This window comes from Psychroserpens sp. NJDZ02, from assembly GCF_004843725.1.
Classification (GTDB): domain Bacteria; phylum Bacteroidota; class Bacteroidia; order Flavobacteriales; family Flavobacteriaceae; genus Olleya.
The window spans coordinates 471,449-497,893 of sequence record NZ_CP039451.1 but is presented as its reverse complement, the minus strand read 5'-3'; the positions used below and the strand labels follow the sequence as shown (position 1 = coordinate 497,893).

Annotated in this window: 18 protein-coding genes; 4 read left to right on the top strand and 14 right to left on the bottom strand. The window is 33.0% G+C overall.

Annotation, left to right across the window (positions count from 1 at the left end; all coding sequences use genetic code 11):
- Positions 1 to 262: 262 nt before the first annotated feature.
- On the bottom strand, positions 263 to 1,468 hold the full coding sequence (gene lysA / locus E9099_RS02290) for a diaminopimelate decarboxylase (protein WP_136582120.1): 1,206 nt from the start codon (positions 1,466 to 1,468) through the stop codon (positions 263 to 265).
- A gap of 199 nt (positions 1,469 to 1,667) precedes the next feature.
- Here lysA and sucC point away from each other — a divergent pair, with 199 nt between their 5' ends.
- The gene (gene sucC / locus E9099_RS02285) at positions 1,668 to 2,858 is read left to right on the top strand and encodes an ADP-forming succinate--CoA ligase subunit beta (protein WP_090839032.1); all 1,191 of its coding nucleotides are present in this window, start codon (positions 1,668 to 1,670) and stop codon (positions 2,856 to 2,858) included.
- A 37-nt stretch (positions 2,859 to 2,895) separates the two neighbouring features.
- Here the strand turns inward: sucC and E9099_RS02280 are convergent, their stop codons facing one another.
- Positions 2,896 to 3,216 carry a DUF1456 family protein gene (locus E9099_RS02280; protein WP_101017550.1) on the bottom strand — a complete coding sequence of 107 codons (321 nt, stop codon included), beginning with the start codon at positions 3,214 to 3,216 and terminating at the stop codon, positions 2,896 to 2,898.
- A gap of 525 nt (positions 3,217 to 3,741) precedes the next feature.
- Between E9099_RS02280 and E9099_RS02275 the strand changes: the two genes are divergently transcribed.
- Positions 3,742 to 4,143 carry a TerB family tellurite resistance protein gene (locus tag E9099_RS02275; protein ID WP_136582119.1) on the top strand — a complete coding sequence of 134 codons (402 nt, stop codon included), beginning with the start codon at positions 3,742 to 3,744 and terminating at the stop codon, positions 4,141 to 4,143.
- Between the two features lie 4 nt (positions 4,144 to 4,147).
- On the opposite strand, the gene uvrB is transcribed toward E9099_RS02275, so the two are convergent.
- The 6 genes from uvrB to E9099_RS02245 form a co-directional block, all read right to left on the bottom strand.
- Complete coding sequence (gene uvrB, locus E9099_RS02270; RefSeq protein WP_101017552.1) at positions 4,148 to 6,151, bottom strand: excinuclease ABC subunit UvrB; 2,004 nt, start codon at positions 6,149 to 6,151, stop codon at positions 4,148 to 4,150.
- 105 nt (positions 6,152 to 6,256) lie between these two features.
- Complete coding sequence (locus E9099_RS02265; RefSeq protein ID WP_136582118.1) at positions 6,257 to 11,074, bottom strand: T9SS type B sorting domain-containing protein; 4,818 nt, start codon at positions 11,072 to 11,074, stop codon at positions 6,257 to 6,259.
- A gap of 123 nt (positions 11,075 to 11,197) precedes the next feature.
- The gene (locus tag E9099_RS02260; protein WP_136582117.1) at positions 11,198 to 13,036 is read right to left on the bottom strand and encodes a gliding motility-associated C-terminal domain-containing protein; all 1,839 of its coding nucleotides are present in this window, start codon (positions 13,034 to 13,036) and stop codon (positions 11,198 to 11,200) included.
- Positions 13,037 to 13,068: 32 nt separating this feature from the next.
- The gene (locus tag E9099_RS02255; RefSeq protein ID WP_136582116.1) at positions 13,069 to 16,413 is read right to left on the bottom strand and encodes a T9SS type B sorting domain-containing protein; all 3,345 of its coding nucleotides are present in this window, start codon (positions 16,411 to 16,413) and stop codon (positions 13,069 to 13,071) included.
- Positions 16,414 to 16,492: 79 nt separating this feature from the next.
- Entirely contained in the window at positions 16,493 to 17,317 is an 825-nt protein-coding gene (locus E9099_RS02250) for an ABC transporter permease (RefSeq protein WP_136582115.1), read from the bottom strand.
- A 20-nt stretch (positions 17,318 to 17,337) separates the two neighbouring features.
- Positions 17,338 to 18,246, bottom strand: a complete 909-nt coding sequence (locus E9099_RS02245; RefSeq protein WP_136582114.1) for an ABC transporter ATP-binding protein — start codon at positions 18,244 to 18,246, stop codon at positions 17,338 to 17,340.
- A gap of 98 nt (positions 18,247 to 18,344) precedes the next feature.
- Between E9099_RS02245 and E9099_RS02240 the strand changes: the two genes are divergently transcribed.
- Positions 18,345 to 19,403, top strand: a complete 1,059-nt coding sequence (locus tag E9099_RS02240; protein WP_136582113.1) for a hypothetical protein — start codon at positions 18,345 to 18,347, stop codon at positions 19,401 to 19,403.
- Here the strand turns inward: E9099_RS02240 and E9099_RS02235 are convergent.
- From E9099_RS02235 to E9099_RS02215, 5 genes are read right to left on the bottom strand one after another with little or no spacing between them, the layout of a single operon-like run.
- Positions 19,400 to 19,918, bottom strand: a complete 519-nt coding sequence (locus E9099_RS02235) for a plasmid pRiA4b ORF-3 family protein (protein ID WP_136582112.1) — start codon at positions 19,916 to 19,918, stop codon at positions 19,400 to 19,402. The two genes, E9099_RS02240 and E9099_RS02235, sit on opposite strands and share 4 nt — an antisense overlap.
- Positions 19,919 to 19,957: 39 nt before the next feature.
- Positions 19,958 to 20,974: a COX15/CtaA family protein gene (locus E9099_RS02230; protein ID WP_136582111.1), complete on the bottom strand. Its 1,017-nt coding sequence runs from the start codon at positions 20,972 to 20,974 to the stop codon at positions 19,958 to 19,960.
- Between the two features lie 16 nt (positions 20,975 to 20,990).
- Positions 20,991 to 21,440: a GNAT family N-acetyltransferase gene (locus E9099_RS02225; protein WP_136582110.1), complete on the bottom strand. Its 450-nt coding sequence runs from the start codon at positions 21,438 to 21,440 to the stop codon at positions 20,991 to 20,993.
- Positions 21,441 to 21,442: 2 nt separating this feature from the next.
- Positions 21,443 to 22,861, bottom strand: a complete 1,419-nt coding sequence (locus tag E9099_RS02220) for a CCA tRNA nucleotidyltransferase (RefSeq protein WP_136582109.1) — start codon at positions 22,859 to 22,861, stop codon at positions 21,443 to 21,445.
- An 8-nt stretch (positions 22,862 to 22,869) separates the two neighbouring features.
- On the bottom strand, positions 22,870 to 23,430 hold the full coding sequence (locus tag E9099_RS02215) for an L-threonylcarbamoyladenylate synthase (protein WP_136582108.1): 561 nt from the start codon (positions 23,428 to 23,430) through the stop codon (positions 22,870 to 22,872).
- Between the two features lie 367 nt (positions 23,431 to 23,797).
- Between E9099_RS02215 and E9099_RS02210 the strand changes: the two genes are divergently transcribed.
- Positions 23,798 to 25,249 carry an MAC/perforin domain-containing protein gene (locus E9099_RS02210; protein ID WP_136582107.1) on the top strand — a complete coding sequence of 484 codons (1,452 nt, stop codon included), beginning with the start codon at positions 23,798 to 23,800 and terminating at the stop codon, positions 25,247 to 25,249.
- A gap of 217 nt (positions 25,250 to 25,466) precedes the next feature.
- Here E9099_RS02210 and E9099_RS02205 read toward each other — a convergent pair whose 3' ends face one another.
- A complete protein-coding gene (locus E9099_RS02205) occupies positions 25,467 to 26,390 on the bottom strand; it encodes a glycosyltransferase family 2 protein (protein WP_136582106.1) in 924 nt (307 codons plus the stop codon).
- Positions 26,391 to 26,445: the final 55 nt, after the last annotated feature.

The following is a 26,445-nucleotide window of genomic DNA, read 5'->3' as shown; positions in this document are numbered from 1 at the left end:
GATTTTAAAATATTGAAGAAGATAGAATTAATTATCGTTATTGACCTTTTTATAGTGAAACTAATGGTTATTTTAGACTAAAAGCAATTTATGACGCTTAAATGCATACGCGTGAATGTTTAAAAAACAAGCAACTCCATGAAAGGCATTTTTATTCGTTAAGACGTTTTTTTTGTTGTGTGGTTTTGTTTACAATTAAATACAAAAAAACCACTTCGATATTAGAAGTGGTTTTTTAAAATAGTAACAGGAGTGCTTTCTGTTATATATCAATTTCAATTTGATTGTTTAAAATGTCATCAAATGTTTCTCTTTTTCTAATTAAATGTGCCTTTCCATTATAAACTAAAACTTCTGCAGGTCTGTAACGCGAGTTATAATTACTAGCCATAGAGTAACAATACGCGCCGGCATTGCTAAAGGCTAGAATGTCACCTTCATTAATTTCTGAAATACGTCTGTTAGTTGCAAAAGTATCTGTTTCGCATATGTAACCGACAACACTATAAAAACGTTGACGGCCTTCTGGGTTAGAAATATTTCTAATACCATGTTGTGAGCCATATAGCATTGGTCTTATCAAGTGATTAAAACCACTGTCTACTTGGGCAAAAACAGTTGAGGTTGTTTGTTTAACCACATTTACGTTAACTAAAAACTGACCAGCTTCGCTAACTAAAAATTTCCCTGGTTCAAAAGCTAAGGTTAATGGTCTACCATACTCTGCGCAAAACTGATTAAATCGCGTGGTTAATTTTTCTCCAAATTCTTCAATATTGGTTTCTATATCTCCTGCGTTGTATGGGACTTTAAAACCAGATCCAAAATCTATAAAATCTAAATGTCTAAAGTTTTTAGCGGTTTCAAATAAAATCTCACTAGCATATAAAAAGACATCAATATCTAATATATCACTTCCGGTATGCATGTGGATTCCGTTGATATTCATTTTTGTGTTTTCAACAATTCGTAAGATATGCGGAATCTGATGTATTGAGATTCCAAATTTACTATCGATATGTCCAACAGATATATTGGTGTTACCACCAGCCATTACATGTGGATTAATTCTAATACAAACTGGTGTTTTAGGATGTTTAGTTCCAAATTGTTCTAATATAGAAAGGTTATCAATATTAATTTGACACCCTAATGCTGCAACAGTTTCTATTTCTTGAAGCGACACACCATTTGGTGTAAAAATGATATTTTCGGCATCAAATCCGGCAGCTAATCCTAATTGTACTTCTTGCAAAGACACTGTGTCTAGTCCAGCACCTAACTGTTTCATTAATTTTAAAACGGAAATATTTGATAAGGCTTTAACAGCGTAATTAATCTTTAATTGGTCTACAGTTTTAAAAGCAGAGGTTAAACGGTTGTATTGTGCAGCTATAATATCTGCATCATAAATGTATACAGGACTCCCAAAATCCTCTGCTATCTTAAGTAATTGACTGTTTTGCATCTTTTAATTTTTGATCAAAGATATTTTTTTAGTCGTATTAAAAAATTAAATTATAATAATATTACATATTTAAAACAAATTGTTAATTATTTAACAATTTATAAATTCTTCATTTTGTTAACTTTTTTCATAATTAAATATTAGGGTAAGTAACTATGATTATTTACTTTTGTTATTCTAAAATTTTACTCTAAACAAGATGAATTTACACGAATATCAAGGAAAAGAATTATTAAGCAGCTTTGGCGTACGTATCCAACGTGGTATTGTAGCACAAAATGCTGAAGAAGCGGTTGCTGCAGCTAAAAAATTAACTGAAGATACTGGAACAGGATGGCACGTTGTTAAAGCGCAAGTTCATGCTGGTGGACGTGGTAAAGGTGGTGGAGTTAAGTTGGCTAAAAACTTAGACGCCGTTAAAACTATCGCTGGAGAAATTATAGGAATGGATTTGGTAACACCTCAAACTTCAGCAGAAGGTAAGCGTGTGCACCAAGTTTTAATATGTGAAGACGTATACTATCCTGGAGATTCTGAGCCAGAAGAATATTATATGTCAGTATTATTAAATAGAGGTAATGGACGTAACATGATTATGTATTCTACAGAAGGTGGAATGGATATTGAAACTGTTGCTGAAGAAACACCACATTTAATCTTTACAGAAGAAATTGATCCTGCAACAGGAATCTTACCTTTTCAAGCACGTAAAATTGCTTTTAACTTAGGTTTATCAGGAGCAGCTTTTAAAGACATGACTAAATTTGTAACAGCATTATATACTGCTTATGACAAGTCAGACTCTTCATTATTTGAAATCAACCCAGTTTTAAAAACTAGTGATGATAAAATAATGGCAGTTGATGCTAAAGTAACAATTGACGATAACGCGTTATTTAGACATAAAGATTTAGCAGCAATGCGCGATTTACGTGAAGAAAATGCTATTGAAGTAGAAGCAGGAGAACAAGGACTTAACTATGTAGATCTTGACGGAAACGTGGGTTGTATGGTAAATGGTGCTGGTTTAGCAATGGCAACTATGGATTTAATTAAGCAAGCAGGTGGAGAGCCAGCTAACTTTTTAGATGTTGGTGGTACTGCAGATGCAGCAAGAGTAGAAATTGCTTTCGAACTTATTTTAAGAGATCCAGCTGTTAAAGCAATTTTAATTAACATTTTTGGAGGTATCGTTCGTTGTGATCGTGTTGCTCAAGGTGTAATTGATGCTTACAAAAACATGGGTAACATTAGTGTACCAATTATTGTACGTTTACAAGGTACTAATGCAGATATCGCTAAGAAATTAATTGACGATTCTGGATTAGATGTAATGAGTGCTACAGAATTCCAAGAAGCAGCAGATAAAGTACAAGCAGTATTAGCTTAATACTTTAAAGTATATAATAAAAAAAAAGAGCAACTATTTAGTTGCTCTTTTTTTGTGACTTATTGTACGTTTTGTTTAAGTCTATTTTTTTAGGTTTCGCTTTCGCGGAATCATCGCCAGATGGTTTCTCTCCTTTTTTAGGCATTGGCCCTCTTAAGTGAATGACTAAACCATTTAAAAAATTACGTAAAATTTGATCGCCACATTCTACATAGTTAGGATGGTCTTCTCGTCTAAAAAGTGCGTTTAGTTCTGATTTAGTCACTCTAAAGTCTACCAAAGCTAAGATATCTACAATATCTGTATCACGCAATTGGTGCGCTACTCTGAGCTTTTTTAAAATATCGTTGTTTGTCATCATAGTCTTATATTTAAAGTGCAAAAGTACAAACTTGTATAGTTGATATGGTATTGTTTGCATGTTATTTTACTAACAGCACTTATTAGTTGCTTATCATGTCTTTGTGAATAGTTCGATTTATATTAAACAAGCGTATGGTTACCATTGAGGAATAGTAGTCGTTTGAGGATTAAACCTATCAAGACAAGTGTGCATTATTAGGATAAGAATTATTATTTCTAGCGTTTTGGATGGTGTTGTAAATAAACAGGCTTCTGTTTACTGGTTTTTATGTTGCTAATTTAAAAATGAAATTTATAAATAGTTGATAGCTATGCTTTTGAATGGATTTTTTAGACTTATTAGCGATGTGAAATTAAGGTTGCGATTAGTATAATTTTCTCTTTTAAAAACATAATATCAGATAGAAGCAACTAAATAGCCGATGTAAAGCAGGTGTGTTTTCGATAAGTGACTCATTTTCAACGATTACAAAGTTAGAGTTATACCTAACTTTATCCCGTACTATTTACCTTATAAGTTATGACAAACAGAGTAGAAAAATTAAGCTTATTATCAGAGATGATTGCGTTTGCAAAAAGTGATGATAATATTAAGACTGTTGCATATAAATTTTTACTAATAGTTGCTCAACAACTTGACGTATCCAGAGAAGATTTTGATTATTTGGTTGCGCATCCTCTAAACTGTATAACACTTAAATCGCATAGCGAGCGTATAGTGCAATTCCATAGAATGGTATTGTTAATGCATACGGATCAAGAACGTAGTAAGAAAGAATTATCTAAACTATACAACTATGGACTTAGAATGGGGTTAAATCATGAATCAATAACCAGGGTTTTATATTTAATGGAAGGGTTTCCTAATAGGATGGTTCCTGCCGAAGTCTTGATTGATATATTTAAGGTACAGTATAATTAATTTGCTAAACTTTTAATTCTTCTAATTTACCTTGATACATTTTGATTTCATCACGTAGTTTGGCAGCAATAATAAAGTCTAAAGCTTTAGCTGCGCCTTCCATCATTTTACGCTTTTCTCTAATTTTCTTTTCTAATTCTCCTTTAGACAAATATTCGCTTTCAGGTTCTGCAGCACGAGCAGCTTCTAATTCGTAGCTATAAGTACTTACAGAGTTTTTTCCTAAAGCACTATCTAAACTTTTGTTCAACGCTTTTGGAACTTGGTTATTAGAGGTGTTATACGCAATCTGTTTTTCGCGTCTGTATTCTGTTTCGTCCATTGTTTTTTGCATGCTTTTAGTGATTTTATCAGCATACATAATCGCTTTTCCGTTAAGGTTACGGGCAGCACGACCAACGGTTTGGGTCAAAGATCTAGCCGAACGTAAAAAACCTTCTTTATCGGCATCTAAAATAGCCACTAAAGAGACTTCAGGTAAATCTAAACCTTCACGAAGTAGGTTAACACCAACTAATACATCGTAAATACCTTTACGTAAATCTTGCATGATTTGAACACGCTCTAACGTGTCTACATCACTGTGTATATAATTTACGCGTACATTAATTCGGCTTAAATATTTAGTTAATTCTTCAGCCATACGTTTGGTTAAAGTCGTTACCAAAGTACGTTCGTCCTTTTCAACACGAAGTTGAATTTCTTCAATTAAATCATCTATTTGGTTCAGACTAGGTCTAACTTCAATAATAGGATCCAATAAACCTGTGGGACGTATGATTTGCTCTACATATAAACCATCTGTTTTTTGTAGTTCGTAATCGGCAGGCGTTGCACTAACATAAATGACTTGGTTTTGAAGGGCTTCAAACTCTTCAAATTTTAAAGGCCTGTTGTCCATAGCAGCAGGTAATCTAAAACCGTAATCTACCAAGTTTTCTTTTCTACTTCGGTCACCACCATACATAGCGTGTACTTGTGATATGGTAACATGACTCTCGTCCACTACCATTAAATAATCGTCCGGAAAATAATCTAGTAAACAGAAAGGACGTGTGCCTGGATCACGACCATCAAGGTAACGCGAGTAATTCTCGATACCAGAACAATAGCCTAATTCTCTTATCATTTCTAAGTCAAACTCGGTGCGTTCTTTGAGACGTTTTGCTTCTAAGTGTTTCCCTATTTCTTTAAAATAATCGTATTGTTTTACTAAATCGTCTTGTATCGATTTTATGGCATTTTGCAATACATCGGGTGATGTAACAAACATGTTTGCAGGGTAAATGGTAAGTTGTTCATATTTTTCTACGACTTCATTCGTTTGAATATTGAAGGATTCAATGTCTTCAATTTCATCTCCAAAAAAGTGAATACGAAAGGCATCATCAGCATAACTAGGGAAAATATCCACTGTATCTCCTTTTATTCTGAAATTTCCATGCTTAAAATCGGCTTCTGTACGTGAATACAAACTTTGTACTAATTGATGTAATAATTTTGTACGCGATATTTGTTGATCAATTTCAATCGTGATTACGTTTTTTTGAAATTCAACAGGGTTACCTATACCATATAAACAAGACACTGATGCGATAACAATAACATCACGACGCCCAGATAATAGGGAAGAGGTGGTGCTTAATCGCATTTTCTCTATTTCTTCATTAATAGATAAATCTTTTTCTATGTAGACACCAGATGTTGGAATATAAGCTTCCGGTTGGTAGTAATCGTAGTAGGATACAAAATACTCGACAGCATTATCAGGAAAAAACTGTTTAAATTCAGAGTATAACTGCGCTGCTAAAGTCTTGTTATGGGCTAAAACTAAGGTTGGTCGTTGCGTTTCTTCTATGACGTTAGCAACCGTAAAAGTTTTACCAGAGCCAGTAACACCTAATAACGTTTGGTACTTGTCTTGGCTATCCAAACCAGCTACTAATTGCTTAATAGCACTAGGTTGGTCTCCTGTTGGTTTAAACTCTGATTGTATTTTGAATTTCATAAAACAAAATTACAGAATATAACGGAGTTATTTATTTAAAGTAAGGTTAAAGGTTTATTAGATTGATGAATAGCTGAATGTAAAATATTTGTTTGTAATACTATTTTAAAGACGAAGCGCAAAATGACCTTTAACTTGAAACTCTATAGCTCCTTTTTTTACGTCTGCAACAAACCAATAGTCACTTGCTGGCATTATGTTACCATTATATCGTCCATTCCAACCTTGAGCGTTGTGGGTTAATGTTTTTAGTAATTTACCATAACGATCGTAAATAGTTACAAGAGTACCTTCAAGCTGATTAACGCCAGTAATGTGCCATGTATCAAAATAACCATCGCCATTTGGTGTGACGAATTTTGGAACATCAATAATTACTATGTCTTTTGAGGTTGAATTACACCCGTTGAGATCGATAACCGTTATGACATGAGGACCAATGGGAACATTATTAAAAATGTGAGACTCTTGTGGTTCGTTATCGTCAAATTGATATAGATAATTTCCAATTCCTGAAATTTCTACAGTGACATTATTGGGGTTTGAAAAATCGACGGTTTCAGTGAATTCTATGGTTGCTGCTTCAGATTCTGAGACTGTAAAGGTTGCTGAGGTTGTACATCCAAATTGTGTGGTAACAGTTACGGAATAGGTGCCTATTTCAGTAACTTCTATATAGCTATTGGTGTTATTTGTAGACCAAGAATAAGTGTCTGTTGGTACATTAGTTTCTGCAGAAACTAGTAATGGTAAATCATCTACACAAAGGACTTGATCTGGAATATCTAATTCTGGTTTTCTGTTTACTATTGTTTTAAAACTAGAGGTGTTAAAGCAACCAGTCGTGTTATTTTCTATTCTTACAAAATAGCGTGTGTCATTTTCAGAATCGACACTTAAATCAATTATGGTGTTGGTATTGTTTATGGCCTCATTTTGAGACGTAAAGTAAGAAATACTATAGTTATTTGCGTTTTGGTTACCTAATACTGAAGCATTTTGTTGGCTTAAATCAAATATAGCGAAGGTGTCATAATCGTTATCACAAGTTTGTAAGTCTTGTAAATTCCCGATAGTTGGCGTTGTATTTACATTTAGAACAAAAGTATCTATAGTATAACAGGTGCTTCCAGTAAAATTAGCTCTAATAAATAGGGTTTGATTACCAATAGTGTAATTGTAATTTGCATCTATTGCATTTTGCTGAGTGTTAGCATCTGTTTGCGAGGTGTAAAAAGACGTTTCAATAGATTGTGTTGTGTCTATTAAGTCTGGCAACGCTTCATTTAAATCATAAGCAAAGGTGGTGTCTTCGCATAGGTTTATAATTGTATTTGGAGTAATTATTGGTGGTACGTCGACAATTAATTCTAACGGAATTTCAGCATAACAATTAGAGACCGTGTTTAAAACTTTGATAAACACTATTTGTGGATTTGAAGTATTAGTAAAGTTTTCCGGAGTTGTAATTATATTAATGCTTTGTTGTAAATCTTCTGATGTCGTGTAATATTCTACTACGGTATTATCTTGTCTAATGGAAAGCACTTCAACTTCAGAAAGCGTTAAATCAAAGGTTGAAACGCCATCAGTATCATCATCACAAACATGTAAAGCGTTGGCTGTATTGGTTGCGGGTACAGCAATGACGTTAAACTCAAAACTAGTAATGCCTTTACAAAAAGTACCATTGTCTACTGTAACAAATATTTCTTGCGGATTTACGGTTGTTGTAAAACTATTAGGTAACGGATTTGCTTGCGCCTCTGCATCTTCTAGTGTTAAATGATAAGTAATGCTTAATGTTTCTGGAGAACCTAGGCTTATTTGTTCTGAAACTTCTGCTAAATCGAAAGTGTCAAAACCATCATTACTAACGTCGTCACAAACAAAGATATCTGTTGGTGAGTTGTAAATTGGGTTAGAGCCAACTTCTATTTGAAAAGAAGCGGTGGCATAACAGTTTACATCTGTCAAATTATGAACACGAACATAAATGGTTTGTGGATCTGTTGTGTTTTCAAAAATAACGGTTTTATCTATAGGGTTGCTTGCGGAATCAGCATCGGTTTGAGAAGTAAAGTAAAGCACTTCTTTTCCTGTTTGACCATGTAGTATTTCAGCATCTTTATCAGAAAATAAGAATTCGCCAATTTGATTGCCATCCGTTTCGCAGCTAATTAAAGTGGTAATCGGCTCAAAAATGGGTAATGTATTGACAAAAATTATAAAATTTTCAATAGAAAAACAACCTGTTGTTGTATTCTCTATTCTGCAAAAAACTATTTGCGTATTAGCATTATAACTAGTGTTATTAGTTATTGGGTTTGTGTTTGTATCGGCATCCGATTGGGAGGTATGAAAAGTAAACGTCCTATTAGTGGTGTCGGTAACTATTTGAGGTATTGTAACCGTTAAATCTACAACAGAGAAACCATCTTGATCATCATCACAAATGATAATATTATCTGGGTTAGAACTTTCTGGAGCACGTAATACCTGAATAGTTAATGCTGAGGTTGCGGTACAATTGTTTTGGTTTTGCACGCGCACGTAAACTGTTAAAGGATTACTAGTATTATCATAAAAAGGAGGTAGGGCGTTTAAATTTGAATCGGCGTCTGCTTGAGTTTCAAAATAAGAGACAGATCCATTTGGGATTCCGGTGGCAACGTAGTCGTTATAACTGGTTAAATCAATGCTTGTAAAACCATCACTGTCCGTATCACAATAGTCTTGAGTGGTTAGGGTTTGAATTTCAAAGCCATCATTTATAATTAATTGTATTGAAGAATTGTGAGAACACGAATCGCTATTTAAAACAATAAATAATGTTTTAGGCGTAGTGTCTACAACATAAAGTACATTTTGATCGATGGGATTAAGATTAGCCAATTGCTCTGCTTCTGTTTCGTAAAAATCTATAGTGACATCTTCGACACCATTAATAATGGCAGTAGCAATTTGCAGTAAATCAAAGTCCACGATACCGTCATTTGGTGTTTCATCACACGCATAGTAATCGGTGATTTCTGTAGCGGACTCTAATAAAAAAGTATGAAGTTCTAAGGGAACGACAGAAGCGCAGCCAGTTGTGTTATCTTCGACTCTTATAAAAATAATTTGAATAAACTCTTGCGAGTTAGGGAAGTTTGTAGCATCGCTAATAGCATTTTCTCCACTAAAGGCTTCATCTGCTGTTTGGTGATATGTTACAGTAACATCACTTAGACCTTGTAGAACGTCATCTATGTTTTCAGTTAAATTAAATGTGTCGTAACCATCCCCATCTTGATCGCAAGCGTCTAGTAGTTGGCGGTCTGGATTTATAGTAGGATTAGAACTAATTTGAAGATCTAAGGTTGTTGTCGTACGACATCCAGTTGTAATATCTACAACACTAACGTGTAATGTCTCTGTGCTATTGGAAGTAACGTAAGGAGAATCTATAGGGTTGTCTCCATTTAAAGCGTCAGTTGCGTTAAAATGATAATTGATATTATAATTAGGATTTGTATTGGTTATTTCATCATCTTTTTCAGTTAAGTTAATGCTTGGCGTTCCTGTAGTACAAACAGTTAAGGGTGATGGTGCTGTTATCGTTGGAAACGGATTGATTATAAGATTAAATGTGCCAATGTAAATACATCCGGTTGCATCATTTTCCGCGCTGTAGTATATTGTTTGAGTGGGTGTTGTACTTAAAAAAGAAGTGATTCCGTTTGTGTTATTTTGTGCTTGAGATTCCGTAGAATGAAAACTAATCGTATAATTCGCATTTGGTAACAGGGCTTCGACTTCAGCAATTTTAATAGTTAAATCAAAATTTTCTTCTCCGTCGTTAGAGACATCATCACACATGTCGATAGCTGTGAGTGCAGGACCATCTTGTATTGTACTAAGTGTAATATTTACAGAATCTTCAAAAGTACATGAATCCATATTTAGTGGCACTGTGATACTAACAGTATAGTTTCCATCTGTATCGACAACTAAAGTGCTATTGGTTTCGTTAGGAATTACGGTACTATTTAATGACCATATATAAGACGCTTGTGGATTGTTCGTGTCTGCATTTAGGGTTACTGTGGCATCACATGTATTGATGTCTTCACCCAAATCTACACTATCTGTAAAACTATTACCTTCGATAAAAACAGCCGAATCAAAATTTCGATCCGTTTGATCTGCAATTATTAATTTAATGTGGTATTGTACATTTGGAGTAATGGAAGCCGAAGCGCTTAGTGTTGTTGTGCGTCCATTAAAGTTAGTGTCTCCAACATTATATCCTTCAAAATATTGATTGTTTTCCTCTGGGCAAAAGCCTACTATCTCATCATGAATTGTATTTGTATTTACAGGTGTATTGGTTTCTGGTATTATGGCTATGTTTTGATAAGGATCACTACTACCAGATTCTTTGATTAGAAAAGCAAATCCATCTGAATATAAACAAGGGTATTCTGCAAAATATTCTTCTGAGGCTAAGATGTAATTAAACTGGACTACATTTGAAGTTGAAATAAAATCAAAATCGATAGACGTTGCATTTAAGGTATTAGTAATGCCTAATGCGGCTTCTAGATCTGGATCTGTTACCCAATCTGCGGTACCCTCGTTAAGCGGATTTGTATTTTGTGTATTTCCAGCAGAACTAGCTTGTCCTGTCGATAATACTATTCCGTTTTGAAAAGGGAAGTTTGAGTTGGCTTTTTCAAAATAACCAAAGCTTGAAAACCCATTAATGGTTCCATTTACGGTCGTGTTTATATTGGTTACTTCTACGCAACCTTGCACTAAATTGTTTTCTACTAATTGTTGTGCAGAAAAGGAGTCGTCGATGACTACTTGTTGTGAAAAACACACAGAAGTTAGTGTGCCAATTATAACTATAATTGGAAGTTTTAGGTTAAGTTTCATGTGTTTTTAGGTTTTGGGAACCACGATAAAAAACATATTTCACCGTTTAAAAACACAATATTAGATAAATAATCTATAAAAAACGAATAATAACGATTAAAAACGTTTTTAAAATGTTGCAAATTAATAGTTTACGTACACCCAGCCTGTTTGGACACTATAATTAGGGTCTTTTAAATTTAAAACATAAAAGTAAGTGCCTACAGGAACGATCTTTCCGTGGTTATTTAAACCTTGGTTAATTAGACCATACCATTTGGTCGTATTATCTCCTTTAAAAATTAGAGTACCATATCGATTGTAGATTAATAACTCGTGGTTTTCAAATATGGAATACAATCCTTGAATATTAAAATAGTCATTAATACTATCGTTATTAGGAGAAAAACCTTGTGGCACATAAGGTGGACAGTTTTCGGTAACTAGATCAAACATATATAGGTCATAGCATAGCTCTGTAAAGGCTGTTATGTAAATGGTTTGCGGTGTTGTACTGGATATATAAGAAGTGAGGTTTGTTATTGTATTACCGGATGCTATGTCTTCTGTGGTTTGATAGAAAGAAAAACTTAAATACTGATTTTGATTAATTTGAGGTAATGCTTCCGTTAAATCAAAAGTGGCTTGGTTATAGCCTTTATTGCATTCCGAAATTGGTTGAAGGTTTATAGTTTCTGGAAAGGGGAGTAATTGTATTGCTTGGAAATTGTTATTGTTGACTTCGTTAGTTTCTGTTATGATACTATTATTTAATCCATCATTGTCAACAGCAAGTTGGATTGTAAATGCGTCAGAAATAGAATTAGGGATTTGTATTGTAATTTGATTGTTTTCTTCACCTCCAATAGGGATATCATTAATAGTTTGACTTTGGGCAACCAAAACAGTATCAATAAAAAAGGCTATTGGTGTATTTGCAGGAAGCGTGTCTGTGCTATTGTTATTAAAAACAGAGTAATCAAGCGTTACAGCTCTACTGCCACAGCTAACCTCATAGTTATTTGTAATTATAGTGGCGTCTGGTAATTGGCTATTAAGTACTGTTATAATATTATTAATAATAATTAAGTCAGCTCTAAATATGCCATTACTATCTGGTGCTCCTGTTGTTAGGTTAATAGTGACTTGATTGTCTCCAATTTGAATATTGTTTTCAATATTATAGACATCTAAATCTACATTGTAAAAATTTGTAGCATTAGTAAAGCTATTGGTTCCGTTAAAAGCGTTGTCAGCTGAGTTTAATGGAGGATTGGATAGAATATTTCCGTTGATAGACAAGGATTCTCCAAAGTTAAGCGCATTGTCTCCTTCCCAAGTTAAAAAACCAATTTTAGCATTGTCATTATCTAATACATTGACGTTTTCAAGAATAATGGTTTTGTCTTGTACTTCTTCATTTATTATTTCTAAACCTAGAAATAGATTAACTTGATTTAGTGGTAGTGTACTGTCTTCATAAATAACATATAAACTCCATCCGGCATAATTGGTTCTATTATTACAATAGCCAGGTGTGTTTGCTAAAGTATCAGAAATATCTAATCCCGAAAATTGATAATTCACATTACCTTCCGTAATTATTTGATCAGTGACGTTTGCATAACTAGCAAAATAGGTTAGTATCCCATTAAATCCTGCATTGTAGTCCACGGTATACGTGTCTTCAGCAGTTACTATAGACGTATTTAGCATGACTTCGGTATCTCCAGGACCAGAGCCAGACCAAAATAAGTAAGCAGCTATTATCGATGTATTTGTTGGGAGGTTTAAGTTCGCTTGAGAAGAGGGGAGGATTTCGCAAAAAGTTTGTGATAAATTGTTTTCTGCTTGATTTAAAGTGTTTCCAATTGCTATGTAGTCATATCTTCCATTGTATTGCTGAAAGAGCGTAATGTCTTGAGCATTTACATTTTGAAAGCAAAAACTTATTATAAAAAAAGCATAACATAGGTATTTCATTACTCAATATTCTTGCTTAAAAATACAAATTACTATCGTTTTAAAGTGAAATGATTTTTATATAGTCGTCCGTCTTGAAGCATAACTGTAAACCAATAATCATTAGTAGGCATTGGTAAGCCATTAAAAGTACCATCCCAACCTGTACTAGAAGGGGTGAATTCTTTTAGCAATTTACCGTATCTATCAAAAATTTGGATGACAGAATTTGGTTGGAATTGATTAGATACGCCATATACTTGCCAAAAATCATTCTGACCGTCGTTATTTGGTGTAAAATACAAAGGAAACCCTACTACAGAAAATAATTGATCAACTGTACCACAGTTATTTTTTACATCCTTAACGTTTACTGAATAAATTCCGGGTTTTACGTTTGTAAATACGTTGCTAGATTGAAAGCCAGTAGACAGGTTTTCGGTATTAATTAATTCGAAAAGATAGTGTCCTTCTCCTGAAGCAATAATCGTTACTAAATTATTATTCAAATTTCCGTCGACAACTTCAATATCTGTAATTGTTGCAACGTTTGAAGCTTCGACAATAATAGTTTTTGTTTTTGAACAGCCTTCAACTGTTGTTGCTGTTACGGTATAGGTGCCTACTGTATTAATAGCAATACTTGCTGTAGTCTCATTTGTGGACCAATCATAATAATAGTTGCTATTTGATGATGTTGAAGCTGTTAATTGTATTGTATTAGGAAATTCATTTAAACAATAAAAAATAGTTTCGTCTTCAGGTAATTCGGGTAATGGATTTATAGTTAGTAAGACTTCATTAATTCCGTAGCAAGCATTATCATTTTCTGCTCTAGCATAAATTGTTTGACTGTATGCTGTCGTGTTATCGTATAATCTAGGTAGTGGATTAGCTTCTATTAAGGCGTCATTATAAGTTTCGTAATAACTAATAGTAATTCCTGCAGGAAGACTACTTAAAATTTCTGTAGAAAAATCGTCTAAATTAAAAGTGTTTATACCATCTTCGGATCCTAATTCATCACAAACGGGAGGTGCTATATAGTTATTACTTTGTGTTGTGCTTACCTCTAATATTAATTCACTAATTGATTTACAACTTGTAATGGCATTAGTAACTAGAGCATAAATGGTTTGTGGGTTTGTTACATTGTTATAAGCGCTGCTGTCTATTGGAGTGGTTTCTGATAAAGCATTGGCCATTGTTGTGTAAAAAATGGTCGTTACATTTGGAGCGTTGTTGGTAATACTTGTGGTGATTTGGTTTAAATTGAAAGTGGTTATTCCATCAGGAATACCATCTTGGTCGCATTGAAAGAGTATATCATCAAAAGCTAAAGGGGCTGGATTTATGTTGATGTTAAAACTTTGGGTATCAAAACAATCTGCATTATTTATATTTTCTAGTCGAACAAAAATAGTTTCGTTAAATGGTGTGGTATTATAATAGTTATTAGGTAGCGGATTGTCTCCTAAATTCGCATCAACTTGCGAATTATGATAAGAAATGGCATAGGTCATTGCATCTTGACTTCCGTAAACTTGGCTATTGTAATATGATAGATCGATTGTCGTTTGGCCATTAGTGTTATCTCCATCTGAGGTGTCGTCACAAATACTGTAATCTGTTAAAAGGTCAATAGTAGGTGTCTTAAAAACAGCAATATTAAAAGTAGTGGTGTCAAAACAATCTGGGTTTAAACTGTTAAAAACTCTAGCGAATATTGTTTCTTGAGCATTGCTATTATTGTAAGGGTCAGCTAATTGGTTTTGATCTAAATCGGCATCTACTTGGTTTAGATAATATTGAACAGAGTAAGTCGCTGGATTTTGACCATTTAAAATGGCTACGTCTTGTGAAGAAAGGAGAAATGTTGTGGTCAAGTCATTATTATCATCACAAATATTAAGGTCATTTGGTTGTGTAGCTACCGGTATATTAAAATACGTTACAATGGCTTGACCTTCTTTTGTGTCACAATCGCCATTGTTTAAATTGATTAAGACCTCATAATTACCATTTTCTGTAATTAACAATTCGTTTGGAATTGCAGGTGTTACGATTGCGATGTCATCTTTAGTCCAAGTATAAGTGGCGCCAGAAATAGCTTCGGCAATTAAAGTATAATCGTCACCAACACATAAAGGGAGATTAATATTATTTGATGTATCTGTGGGTATTATATCTATTTTTTCTGAGAAAAAAGAGGCTATAAAAGGAGGTAGCCCTTGTCTGGAGGATCGTCCATTTAAGTTTATGGTAGCGTGTTGATAATTTGATGCTACTCCTAAGTTATTTGGATTGTTTACAACACTTAAAAAAGGAGTTCCTTGATCATAAGTGGCGCTTAATGATCTGTAAATTTTACCATCAGGGCCTAGTTGTAATGCGCTTCTGTACATCGTTCTTTGGTCTAAAACCTGTTCTGTAGCACTAATATTAATGGCTGTTAAATCATATTGGACTAAAGCACCGTATTGTGCACTAGGGTTGGTGAAATTTGCAGTAGAAGTTTCATAATAGGTCGTGACGTATAAGATTTGGTTGTCCGGAGAAAACTCTATACCATAAGGAGATTGTGGTTTTCCGGGAGGAGCAATTGTAGTATTAATTTGTTGAGGATTACTGACTATTCCCGTAGTTGTATCAAAATCAAAGAGGTAAAGGCCTTCTGCGACGTTCGCACAGGCTAGTTTAGTGCCGTCAGGAGAAAATTTAAGATAACCTCTTCTTTCCGAGATAGAAAAAGGTAGGGTAGATACTATTGGAGTTGAATTTACACCTGAAGCAGCGCTAACTTCAAAAGCATAAAAAGTATTATTATTGTTGTCTACCGCATTAATATTTGTAAGTGCGTCCGAATCGGCATAAGTAACGACCCATATATTTTGAGATTGACAATCTTTTAAAACAGCAGTTACTTTTTCGGAGGCTTTATTTAATAAAAATTGATTTTTAACAGTAACCGCACCAAAACCACCATTTAAGGTCATATCTACCGTTGAGTAGTTAAAACCATTGTCAGGATTGAATTGAAAATTAGTGTCTTGAGTGAAGATATAATAGAGGTTAGGATCTTCAGGTTTGGGTATAATTATTGCAGATTGTGTACTAGATTGATTCCCGAAGAGTCCGGTGCCGTTAGACATAATATTATGCTGTCTATCATAAACATTTTCTCCGTTAGTGTAAAATAATAAATTACCAGAACTATCAGAAATACTTGTACAACCTTCTTCTGTGGATAGTAAGCCATCCGCCAAAGCGGTAACAGTATTTGTATTGGTGTTAAAATTAATACCCGCATTGTTTCCAAAATACCAATTGGCCGCTTCGTTTTGAGCTGTTGTAATGTAATTGCAAACTAGTATAGCAAGGAATAATATTCTTTTCATATTTTTTCTAACAGGAGCTAGTAAAGGTATGAAAAGAATATTTTTTAATATAAATGATTACTGTTAAAAAAGGGTTTGACTATAAGTCTCTTTTTTGTAATAATTTGTAGGACCAGTAAACAAATAGTGCAGTCCATACTAAAACAATAGCTATTTCATTCCAATGTACGGCATAGTCATAAAGTAATTTTGTGTTTTCAGGAGATTTCATTAGCGCAATACGTCTAAAGGGTTCGTCAATTAATTTCCACATCGATTTTAAAGGAAAGTAATTTTGAATATTAGTTGCTATTTCATCAGTGTAATTTTTTGCAATAACCGCGTATAAAATCCATTCTACTATAAATATGATAAACATAAACCCCAGTGCAAAGGCAGAGCGTTTTATTAAAACCGCAAGAAATAAACATAAACTAAAAAAGCCAACTAACTTTATAAAATAGGCTAGTAGAAATATAATGTCTCTATGCATATAATACGCTTCTGTGTCTCCAGAATAATATAACCCAATACATAATGTGATTAGTCCAATTAAAAGTGTTGATACTAGCGCAAAGAAAACTATGGTAATAAATTTGGATAAAATAAATTCTTTTTTGCTTAAACCATCAATCAGGTTTTGTTTAATGGTTTTATTGCTATATTCATTACCAATCATACTAACCACAACAATGGCGAAAAACAGTTTAAATTGAGCTGTGAAAAAGGTGGTGATGTGCCATATATGAGGAAAGTCAAATATACCAACACTACCTAGATCTATGGTGAATAAACCAAAGAAGTTGATCTTAAAGGAGGATAATAAGATTATAAAAAAGGGGAGTATAAAAGAAAAGAATATTAGTATTTTACTAATTCTATTTTCTAATAATTTTTGTAGTTCTATAGATAAAAGTCGTAACATGATTGTGTTTTTTTGATTGATTAATTAGCGTCTTCTAAATTATCTGTAAGCTGAAGAAATTGTTCTTCTAAACTTTCTTTTCTAAGTATTAAATGAGACAGTAAAATACCATTTTCAAATAATTCCTTATTAAAGGCAGCAGCCGACATTGGTTGCTCTATAAAAGCAGTTACTAATCCGTCCACAAGTTTTGTGTTTTTAATATTTGGGTGTGCTTCTAAATAATTAATTAACAATGTTGTGTTTTCGCATTTTAATTCAAAAAAGCCATTACTAGAAATCATTTGACCTACGGGGCCTTCATATAGTTTTTCTCCTTTTCTAAGAACAACGACGTGAGTACAAACTTTTTCTACTTCGTCTAATAAATGCGAGGCTAATAAAATAGTTGTCCCTTGGCTAGCAATATCTTGTATTATAGCTCTGATTTGATGGATCCCTTGAGGGTCTAAACCATTGGTAGGCTCGTCTAAAATTAATATTTCAGGATCGTTAAGTAGTGCAGATGCTATGGCTAAACGCTGTTTCATCCCTAAAGAAAACGTTTTGAACTGGCTATCTTTTCGGTCTAATAAACCAACTAGTTCTAGTTTTTCATTTATTTTATCTTCACTAATTTCTTTAATCTTACAAACTAATTTTAAGTTTTTGTAAGCCGACATGTAAGGATAAAAATTAGGGCGCTCGATGATGGCACCAACTCTTTTTAAGGCTTGGTGCGTGGAGGCAGTACCCCCAAACCAGCTAAAGTTTCCGCTAGTAGCATTGACGACATTTAATGTGATACCTAAAGTGGTTGATTTTCCGCTTCCGTTAGGGCCTAAAATACCATATACATTACCTTTTTGAATAGTAAAGGATAGATTATTGACAGCTGTTAAATTGCCATACTTTTTAGTAAGATTACTAATGCTAAGAATAGTTTCCAAGATGTGTGGTTTTTTGATTGGTTTAATAGTAAGACGATAGAGTGTTAAATATGTTACAATTTAAAAATTAGTTTTTAAATTTGGGGACAGATATATTTATGAAGGATTTAAAAATTTCGAAGAAAAAACCGTCTTACCCAATTAGCGATAGATTGAATAGTTATTTATCAGAGTATAATAGAAACTCTAAAATAACAATTCTATATGATGATTTACTGCGTTTTCAAGGTGCTATTACGGTTTATGATAAAGATGATAATGATACACTTTGGATACGTGTGTATTTTAGCGAATTTGATAGAGAAGAAATTGACCTAAGTTTAAAAAAAGTATATAGTAGACTCCATTCTGATGGTAATGTTACCGCTAATGCCTATTTAAATATAGATGCGATAGACTATTGTACTTTTGGGAATTCTAAGCCTTTTAGAGTGAAAATCAGGAATATTATTAATGATAATTACACCTATTTTTATGTCAAAAAAGCGGATGCTTCGCGTATTTATGGTTTAGAGTTAGAGCAAATGCTATCTCCATATCAATTAAATTTTATGGTGCATGGTAATACTTTAATAGAGGAGCATATTGCAGGAATACCTGGTGATGAATTTATAAAAAATAATTTACCAGATTGTTCAGAACGGGAAAAATCCCAGATTGCTAAGGAGTTTGTTAAATTTAACGAGCGCTGTATGATTAGATTACTTGGTGATATGCGTTCTTATAATTATGTTATTGTGCCTACTCATGATTTTGATCACGTGGTGTTTAAAATTAGAGCTATTGATTTTGATCAACAATGTTACGAAGGAAAGTTTAATGTTTATAGACCACAATTTTTTAAAGAAAATTTAAAACTAGTACAATTAGTGGCTAAAAAATTTAAACAGGGCTCTATTGATCAATATAAAGTTGAAGAGCGCTCAATTGTTGCTAAGCGTATGATAAGTTATAACGATCGTATTGCACAACTACTAGATTGTATGGTACATGACAAAATATCTAATAAAGCCAATATAAAACTTTTAAAATCCAAAATATACGATCATACGTTGGATTTGGAATTTAAGAAAAGTAAAAATATGGGCGAAATTTTGAAAAACGCTCTAAACTTTGTCAAGCGTAATTATGAAGATATACATACACAGGATTTTTAGTTCCAGTTTTCTTCAAAGTCTAAATTATCATAATCGTCAATATTAAAGTCGTCATCTTCTAAGTCGTCTTCAAACTCATCTTTTTCTGCTTCAAACACTTTTTCAGGTGCTTCTGTAGGAACTTGACCTTGAACGTACATCAGATTAGGGTAGTCTACACCTTCCGCAACTTCAACGATTTCAGCTAATTCCACAAAAAATGTCCACATACTCATGAAGTCGTACACGTAAATTAGTTTTGTTTGGTCTTCGTGTACAGTGTCAGAGAGTGATGTTTCATTCATCAATCTAACTTCGTTTAGGCCATCACTCATATCAAAAAGACTAATTTCTGCGCCTTGATTCCACTCGTCATCACTTAAATAAAACGAAGCCATTTCGTTACCTTCAAAGCCAAAACATTGTGTGATAACGTTATGTAGATCTTCCATGGTGTCGCTTTCGCGCATTTCAAAATCTCTAAAGATATCTTCTTTAGTATCGTTGTCTAGTATAACTCTGAATCTGTAAATCATAATAAAAAAATAAGGATGTAAAGATAATGCTTTTAGCTGTTATTTACTAAAGCGATGTAGCGTAAATGTCATTGCAGTTAGTAATAAAAAGGCACCAACTTGATGTGCAACACCTAACCAAACAGGGACTTGTAATATTAAGGTGAAAACGCCTAAAATAAATTGTAAAAACACAAGAGATATTAAAGCATTAAGTGCTCTGCGTTGATAGTTTGTTTCAATATATTTCTGTCCTTTAAACACAATTAATAAAATAAATGCGACCACAATATAAGCTAATGTTCTGTGCACAAATTGCACACCACTTTTACCTTCAGTAAGATTAGCAAAAAGGGTGTCTCTTTCTATATATACGCTTTCGTGAATAAATTTACCTTCGCTCATCATTGGCCAGTGGTTATGTACCCAGCCAGCATCTAAACCTGCAACAAATGCGCCATAAACAATCTGAATAATTAGAACTAACATACCAATGCGAAGGAGTCTTTTAAACCCAGTGCTCACAATTTTATCAAATGGAAACATTAAGTCTAAAGCGACCCAAAATGTCGCTGCAAAGGTTATAAATGCTGTTGTTAAATGCATTGCTAGTCTATAGTGACTGACATCTGGACGATCTACTAATCCACTTTTAACCATGTACCAACCTAAAAAACCTTGTAAAGCACCTAAACACATGAGGCCAATTGATTTTTTAATAGTTGGTCCTGTTAGTTGTTTTGTAATTAAAAAATACAAAAAGGGTAAGAAGAAGACTAAACCTATAAAACGACCGATGACACGATGGATCCATTCCCAGAAATAGATGTCTTTAAATTCTTCAATATTAAAATGGTTGTTTAATTTTTTGTATTCTGGGTATTGCTTATATAAATCAAAGGCTTCTTGCCACTCGATATCATTCATGGGAGGTATAGTTCCAGAAATAAGCTTGTAGTTAGAAATGGCTAAACCAGAATGTGTTAATCGGGTGATACCACCTACAATAACCATTATAAATATTAGTAAACAGCCTGTTAGTAACCAATAGATGACTTTTTTGTTATCCTTTTTCATGTTCTTTCTCTTTAGCTTACAATGCTTTTTTGAAGCATATGCTTTCTTTTACATCTTTATATTGCCCGTAATTATCTATGATTTGATAGTTGCATTTTTTATAAAATTGAAGGGCTTCTATTTGTCTAATTCCGGTTTCTAAAATACTGTGTTTGTAGTCGAGTTGTTTTGCCCAAGACTCTAATTCATGTAAAATATTTGAAGCGACTCCTTGTCCTCGAATAGCTTTAGAGGTAAACATGCGTTTAATCTCTATAGTGGTTTCCTTAAAAGGTTTGAAGGCTCCGCACCCAACAGGAGCTTTATCTAAATAAGCAACGACAACATGTTTAATATTATCCAATCCATTATATTGATTATAAAACTCATGATCATCGCCATCCGTTGTTTTTAGATAGCTATCCAACTGCTTGATTAGAGTAATAAAGTCAGGATTATTAGAATCTGTTTTAATTAACTCTAACATGTTTATTCACTTTTAATTAGTCCTAAAGCTTCTCCTTTTTTTATCATTAAATTAAAAGCGGCAGTATATTCGTTTGGGATTTCTCCTTCAAGAATAGCTTCTTTTATGGCTTCTTTAATAATGCCTATTTCTTTTGAAGGTTTTAAATTAAAGGTTTTCATGATTTCTTCACCAGAAACAGGAGGTTGGAAGTTACGAACGTGATCTTTTTCTTCTACTTCAATAATTTTATCTCTTACAATCTTGAAATTGTTATGATATTTATCAAAACGTTTTGGGTTTTTTGTAGTAATGTCAGCCTCGCAAAGTGTCATTAAATCTTCAACATAATCTCCAGCATCAAAGACTAAACGTCTTACTGCGGAATCTGTGACTAAGTCCTCAGCTAAAACAATAGGTCTAGAGCTCATGAATACCATTTTTTGGACAAATTTCATTTTGTCATTTAAAGGCATTTTTAAGCGTTTAAATAGGTGATATACCATTTTAGAACCTTCAAACTCATGTCCGTGAAATGTCCAGCCTACTTTTTTGCTAAATCGTTTTGTTGGTGCTTTACCAATATCATGTAATAATGCTGCCCAACGTAACCAAACATCGTTTGTGTTTTTAGAAATATTATCGACTACTTCAAGCGTGTGGTAAAAGTTGTCTTTATGGGTTTGCCCTTCCACTTCATCAATACCTTTTAAGTTGGTTAACTCTGGTAAGAAATGTTTTAAAAGGCCTGTTTTTTCTAGCAGTAAAAAACCTTTTGATGGTTTTGAACTTTCTAAAATTTTGTTTAATTCAACATTGATTCGTTCTTTCGTTATAATCTTGATCCGATCACTATTTCTAGTAATAGCGTTAAGTGATTGCTCTTCAATAATAAAATCTAATTGTGTTGCAAATCTTATAGCACGCATCATGCGTAAAGGATCATCACTATAAGTTATATCTGGGTTTAGAGGTGTCTTTATTATTTTTCGCTCTAAATCCGCAACACCATCAAATGGGTCTAAAAGATCTCCGAAATTGGATTCGGATAAACTTAAAGCAAGCGCATTTATTGTAAAGTCTCGACGGTTTTGATCATCTTGTAACGTACCATTCTCTACAATTGGATTTCTGCTATGTTCGTTGTAAGATTCTTTACGTGCACCAACAAATTCTACTTCTACGTCATTGTAACGCAACATTGCTGTTCCATACGTTTTAAAAACTTGAACTTTGGGTTTGTTAGGTAGTAGTTTTGAGACTTCTCTTGCTAATTCGATTCCGCTACCTATGGCAACAACATCAATGTCTTTAGCATCTCCTCTTTCTAAGATATAATCACGTACAAAACCGCCAATAACATAACTGTCCAAATGAAGGTTTTTAGACGCTTGAGAAATAATTTTAAATACTGGGTTTTGTAGTGCTGCTTTGTAATTCATATTATAATTTACTCACGAATAACTTTGACTTGTCCACTATTACTTAGTTTTATAATAGTAGAAGGATTTCCTCCATTTTTTTGTTGGTGCAAATTTACGACATAATCCACACCTTTTAAAACAGCTTCACTAATTTCTTTAAAGGATTTTGGTGTCGGTTGACCACTTATATTAGCAGAGGTGGATACAATTGGTTTTCCAAAATATTTTATCAGTTTTTCGCAAAAATCATGGTGGACTATTCTAATCGCTAATGTGTTGTCTTTTGCTACCAAATTTTCTGCAATACCAGCTGGAGCATCATAGATTACAGTCGTTGGTTTGTCCGCAATATCTAAAATTGTATAGGCTATTTTGGGCACATTGTCCACATGTCTTTCTAGCATACTATAATTATTAACTAAGCATATTAGTGCCTTGTCATCTTCGCGTTGCTTTAGCTTGTAAACTTTTTGGACAGCACTAGCATTTGTAGCGTCGCATCCTATTCCCCAAACGGTGTCTGTTGGGTATAAAATTAGTCCACCTTGTTTAAGGGTTTCAATTGCTTTTTCAATTTCTTCTCTCATGGTTTTTTATTGTTCAACAAAATTAATTTAATTTGATTGATATGGTTGCGTTTTTTATATAAATATGGAATATGATTAAGTAGTGAATAACTATTTTATTTAAGCATTAGTTGGGCGATATTTATTTACGCTCGAATTAAGGTGTATTAAATAACAGATTGTATTTTATATTTAATTCTTTTGATACTCAAGGGTAACATTTGAAGCATTAACTGAACATATGTTTAAATAGTTAAATAATAAGCTGGTAAAATAAATTTCTAGACTCACCTTCTATAGACAGTTAGTCATCCCTTAAATTAAACTGAAGCCTTAAAAAGGTTTAAAACAATGATGAAAAAATTATCAACAATGAAACAATGAAACAATGAAAAAAATTAAAATTTTAATAGCTTTAGTATTACTCACAATTATTAATTCTTGTAGTTCAGAGGAAGTTACGTTAATAGAAGATGCCGCAGACAGAAATACTCAAATTAATGATAGAATTAACGTTTTAAAGATTAAAGACAATTTATTTGGGTTAATAGTTAATAATAATAATAATAATTTCCCGCCACCAACCTATAATTATTTAGGAGCTGGTTATAACGTTACAGGTGAATACGCGAATACCAGTTCTGCAGAATTTCAAGTTATAGATATTGATGCATTTATTATTGATTATCCGACAAGAGTTGTTATTGAGTATCCTTCAAGTCAACAATATATCGAGGAATATGGTGAAAATGCTAAGGCGTATAGTGAAATGGTAACCACAAAGGTTGACTTAGGTTTTTCTATACCTGTTTTTGGTAAAACATTAGAATCATCTTTCTCTAATTCAACAACTAATTCTTATACCTTTGATGGTAAATATATTTATGCTAGTTATAATTTAGAATTGAAACAAAGAAGATTTAGATTTAACTCAACACCTGAAACTCTTAAAAATTATTTAACACCCGATTTTGAATCAGATTTAGAGCTATTAAGTCCTGCTCAAATTGTAGAATTTTATGGAACGCATGTTTTAGCTGATATATACACTGGTGGTGCATTAGAAATCAAGTTTCAGTCTGAAACTACAGAAGAAAATAGGACTTTTGCGTCAAGAGTAGGACTTAAAAGCGCTGTAAAAGATATTTTTGATATTGATATCCAAAATGATGTTGCTACATCTGATAGTTTATCAAATTATAATAGAAAATTATCATATAAAACAAGAGGAGGAGATCCTGCAGTAGCATTGTTGAATGACGATGTAAACCTAGAACAACAAAACACTACAGTTAATTTTTCAAATTGGCAAAATAGTAATACGGCAGAAAACGCAGTATTAGTAGATTTTGGTTATAATGGAGCGAAACTAATCTATGAATTTGTAACTGATCCAATAAAAAAACAACAATTACAGAATTATGTTGATCAATATTTAATAGATAATCAGGTTAATTTAGAATATATTGAAAAGCCAATTCATAGATATTTTAATGCTAATTCAGGAGACCATTTTTATACTCAGAATGATGGTTCATATACTGGCTGGGGCTATGAAGGGGTTGCTTTTTCTGCATATACTTATAGAACGCCTTCTTCAGTTCCTATTTATAGGTATTATAATCCAGGAAGTGGTGATCATTTTTATTCGAAAAATAGTGGTGCGCCTTATGGATATACTTCGGAAGGTATAGAGTTTTATGCTTATCTAAATCAAGCTAATGGTACAGTTCCAATTTACAGGTATTTTAATCCTAATTCTGGAGATCATTTTTACACAAAAAATGTGAGTAATTATTCTGGTTATGTTTCTGAAGGAGTTGCGTTTTATGCTTTTTAATTTTCCAAAAATAAAACTTCTTTAAGGTGTTCAGAAGCCGAGATTTATTGACTTAGATCTCGGTTTTTACATTTTAATCCCATTTTAAGTTTGTTAAGGTTGAATAAACACGGTATAGTTTTAGTTTTTTCATCAGAATTATAAGCACTTTGCCTAAAAGGGATCTGTAATATACTATAATATAAGTCCACCTTGTTTAAGTATTTCTATTGCTTTTTCAATTTGATCCCTCATTGTCTATAAAGTTTATAGTTTGTTTTTGTTTTAAAGATTTTGATAAAGGAGCTCCTGTAAAAGCTAACGATAGCAAAAACCATTTTTTTGGTTTTGTAATAAAAGTAAGACAGTAGTACAATCTTATAAACGTGTATTTAAAATAGGAGTAATTTTTTTTTATGACATACAGGTATGAAATAAACCCTTCTTTACTTATTGTTTTAGAAACACCGGTACTAGCACCTTGGCAGTGGGTGATTTTTGCTTCAGGCACTAAAACGCTACTATAGTTGTTTTTTTTTATTCTATAGCAAATATCCATTTCTTCAAAATATAAAAAGATATTAGTATCAAAACCACCAACTTTAGAGAAGACTTCTGATCGAAAAAACATAAAGGCTCCGTTTATAAAATTAACGGATACTGGGTTTTTGTATTTCTTTTTACGTCTAGGGAATTGTTTGGGGTCTTTTTTTTCAAGAAAACTTCGCCCTAGAAGCAACCTTCTAATTCCTTTGTTATGACCAAAAGAAATGATATGGTTGTTGTCTTTATCATAATTTTGTGCTGTACTAACGCCTACTTCTGGATGAGCATCCATGTAATTTGAAATGATAGATAAACAATCATTCATTAAGAAGGCATCATTATTTAAAAACAATAAGTAGTTTGCATTTGCAAACTGCGCTCCAAACATATTCCCACCACCAAAACCAGTATTTACATTACTTCTGTGCAAAGTAATATTAGTGCTGTTGGGTAAGTTGTTTTTTAAATAATTGTAATCATCAATATTAGAATTGTTATCCACAACAATAATTTCGAAAGAAATCATCGGGTTGGTATGTTCTATAACGGATGAAATACACTTAACGGTGTATTTAGAGGTGTTATAGTTTATTATAATAACAGAAATATCTCTCATGGTGCAAACTTATAAAACTCTTTTGCTTCTAGAACATAAAATTGAGATATTCTTA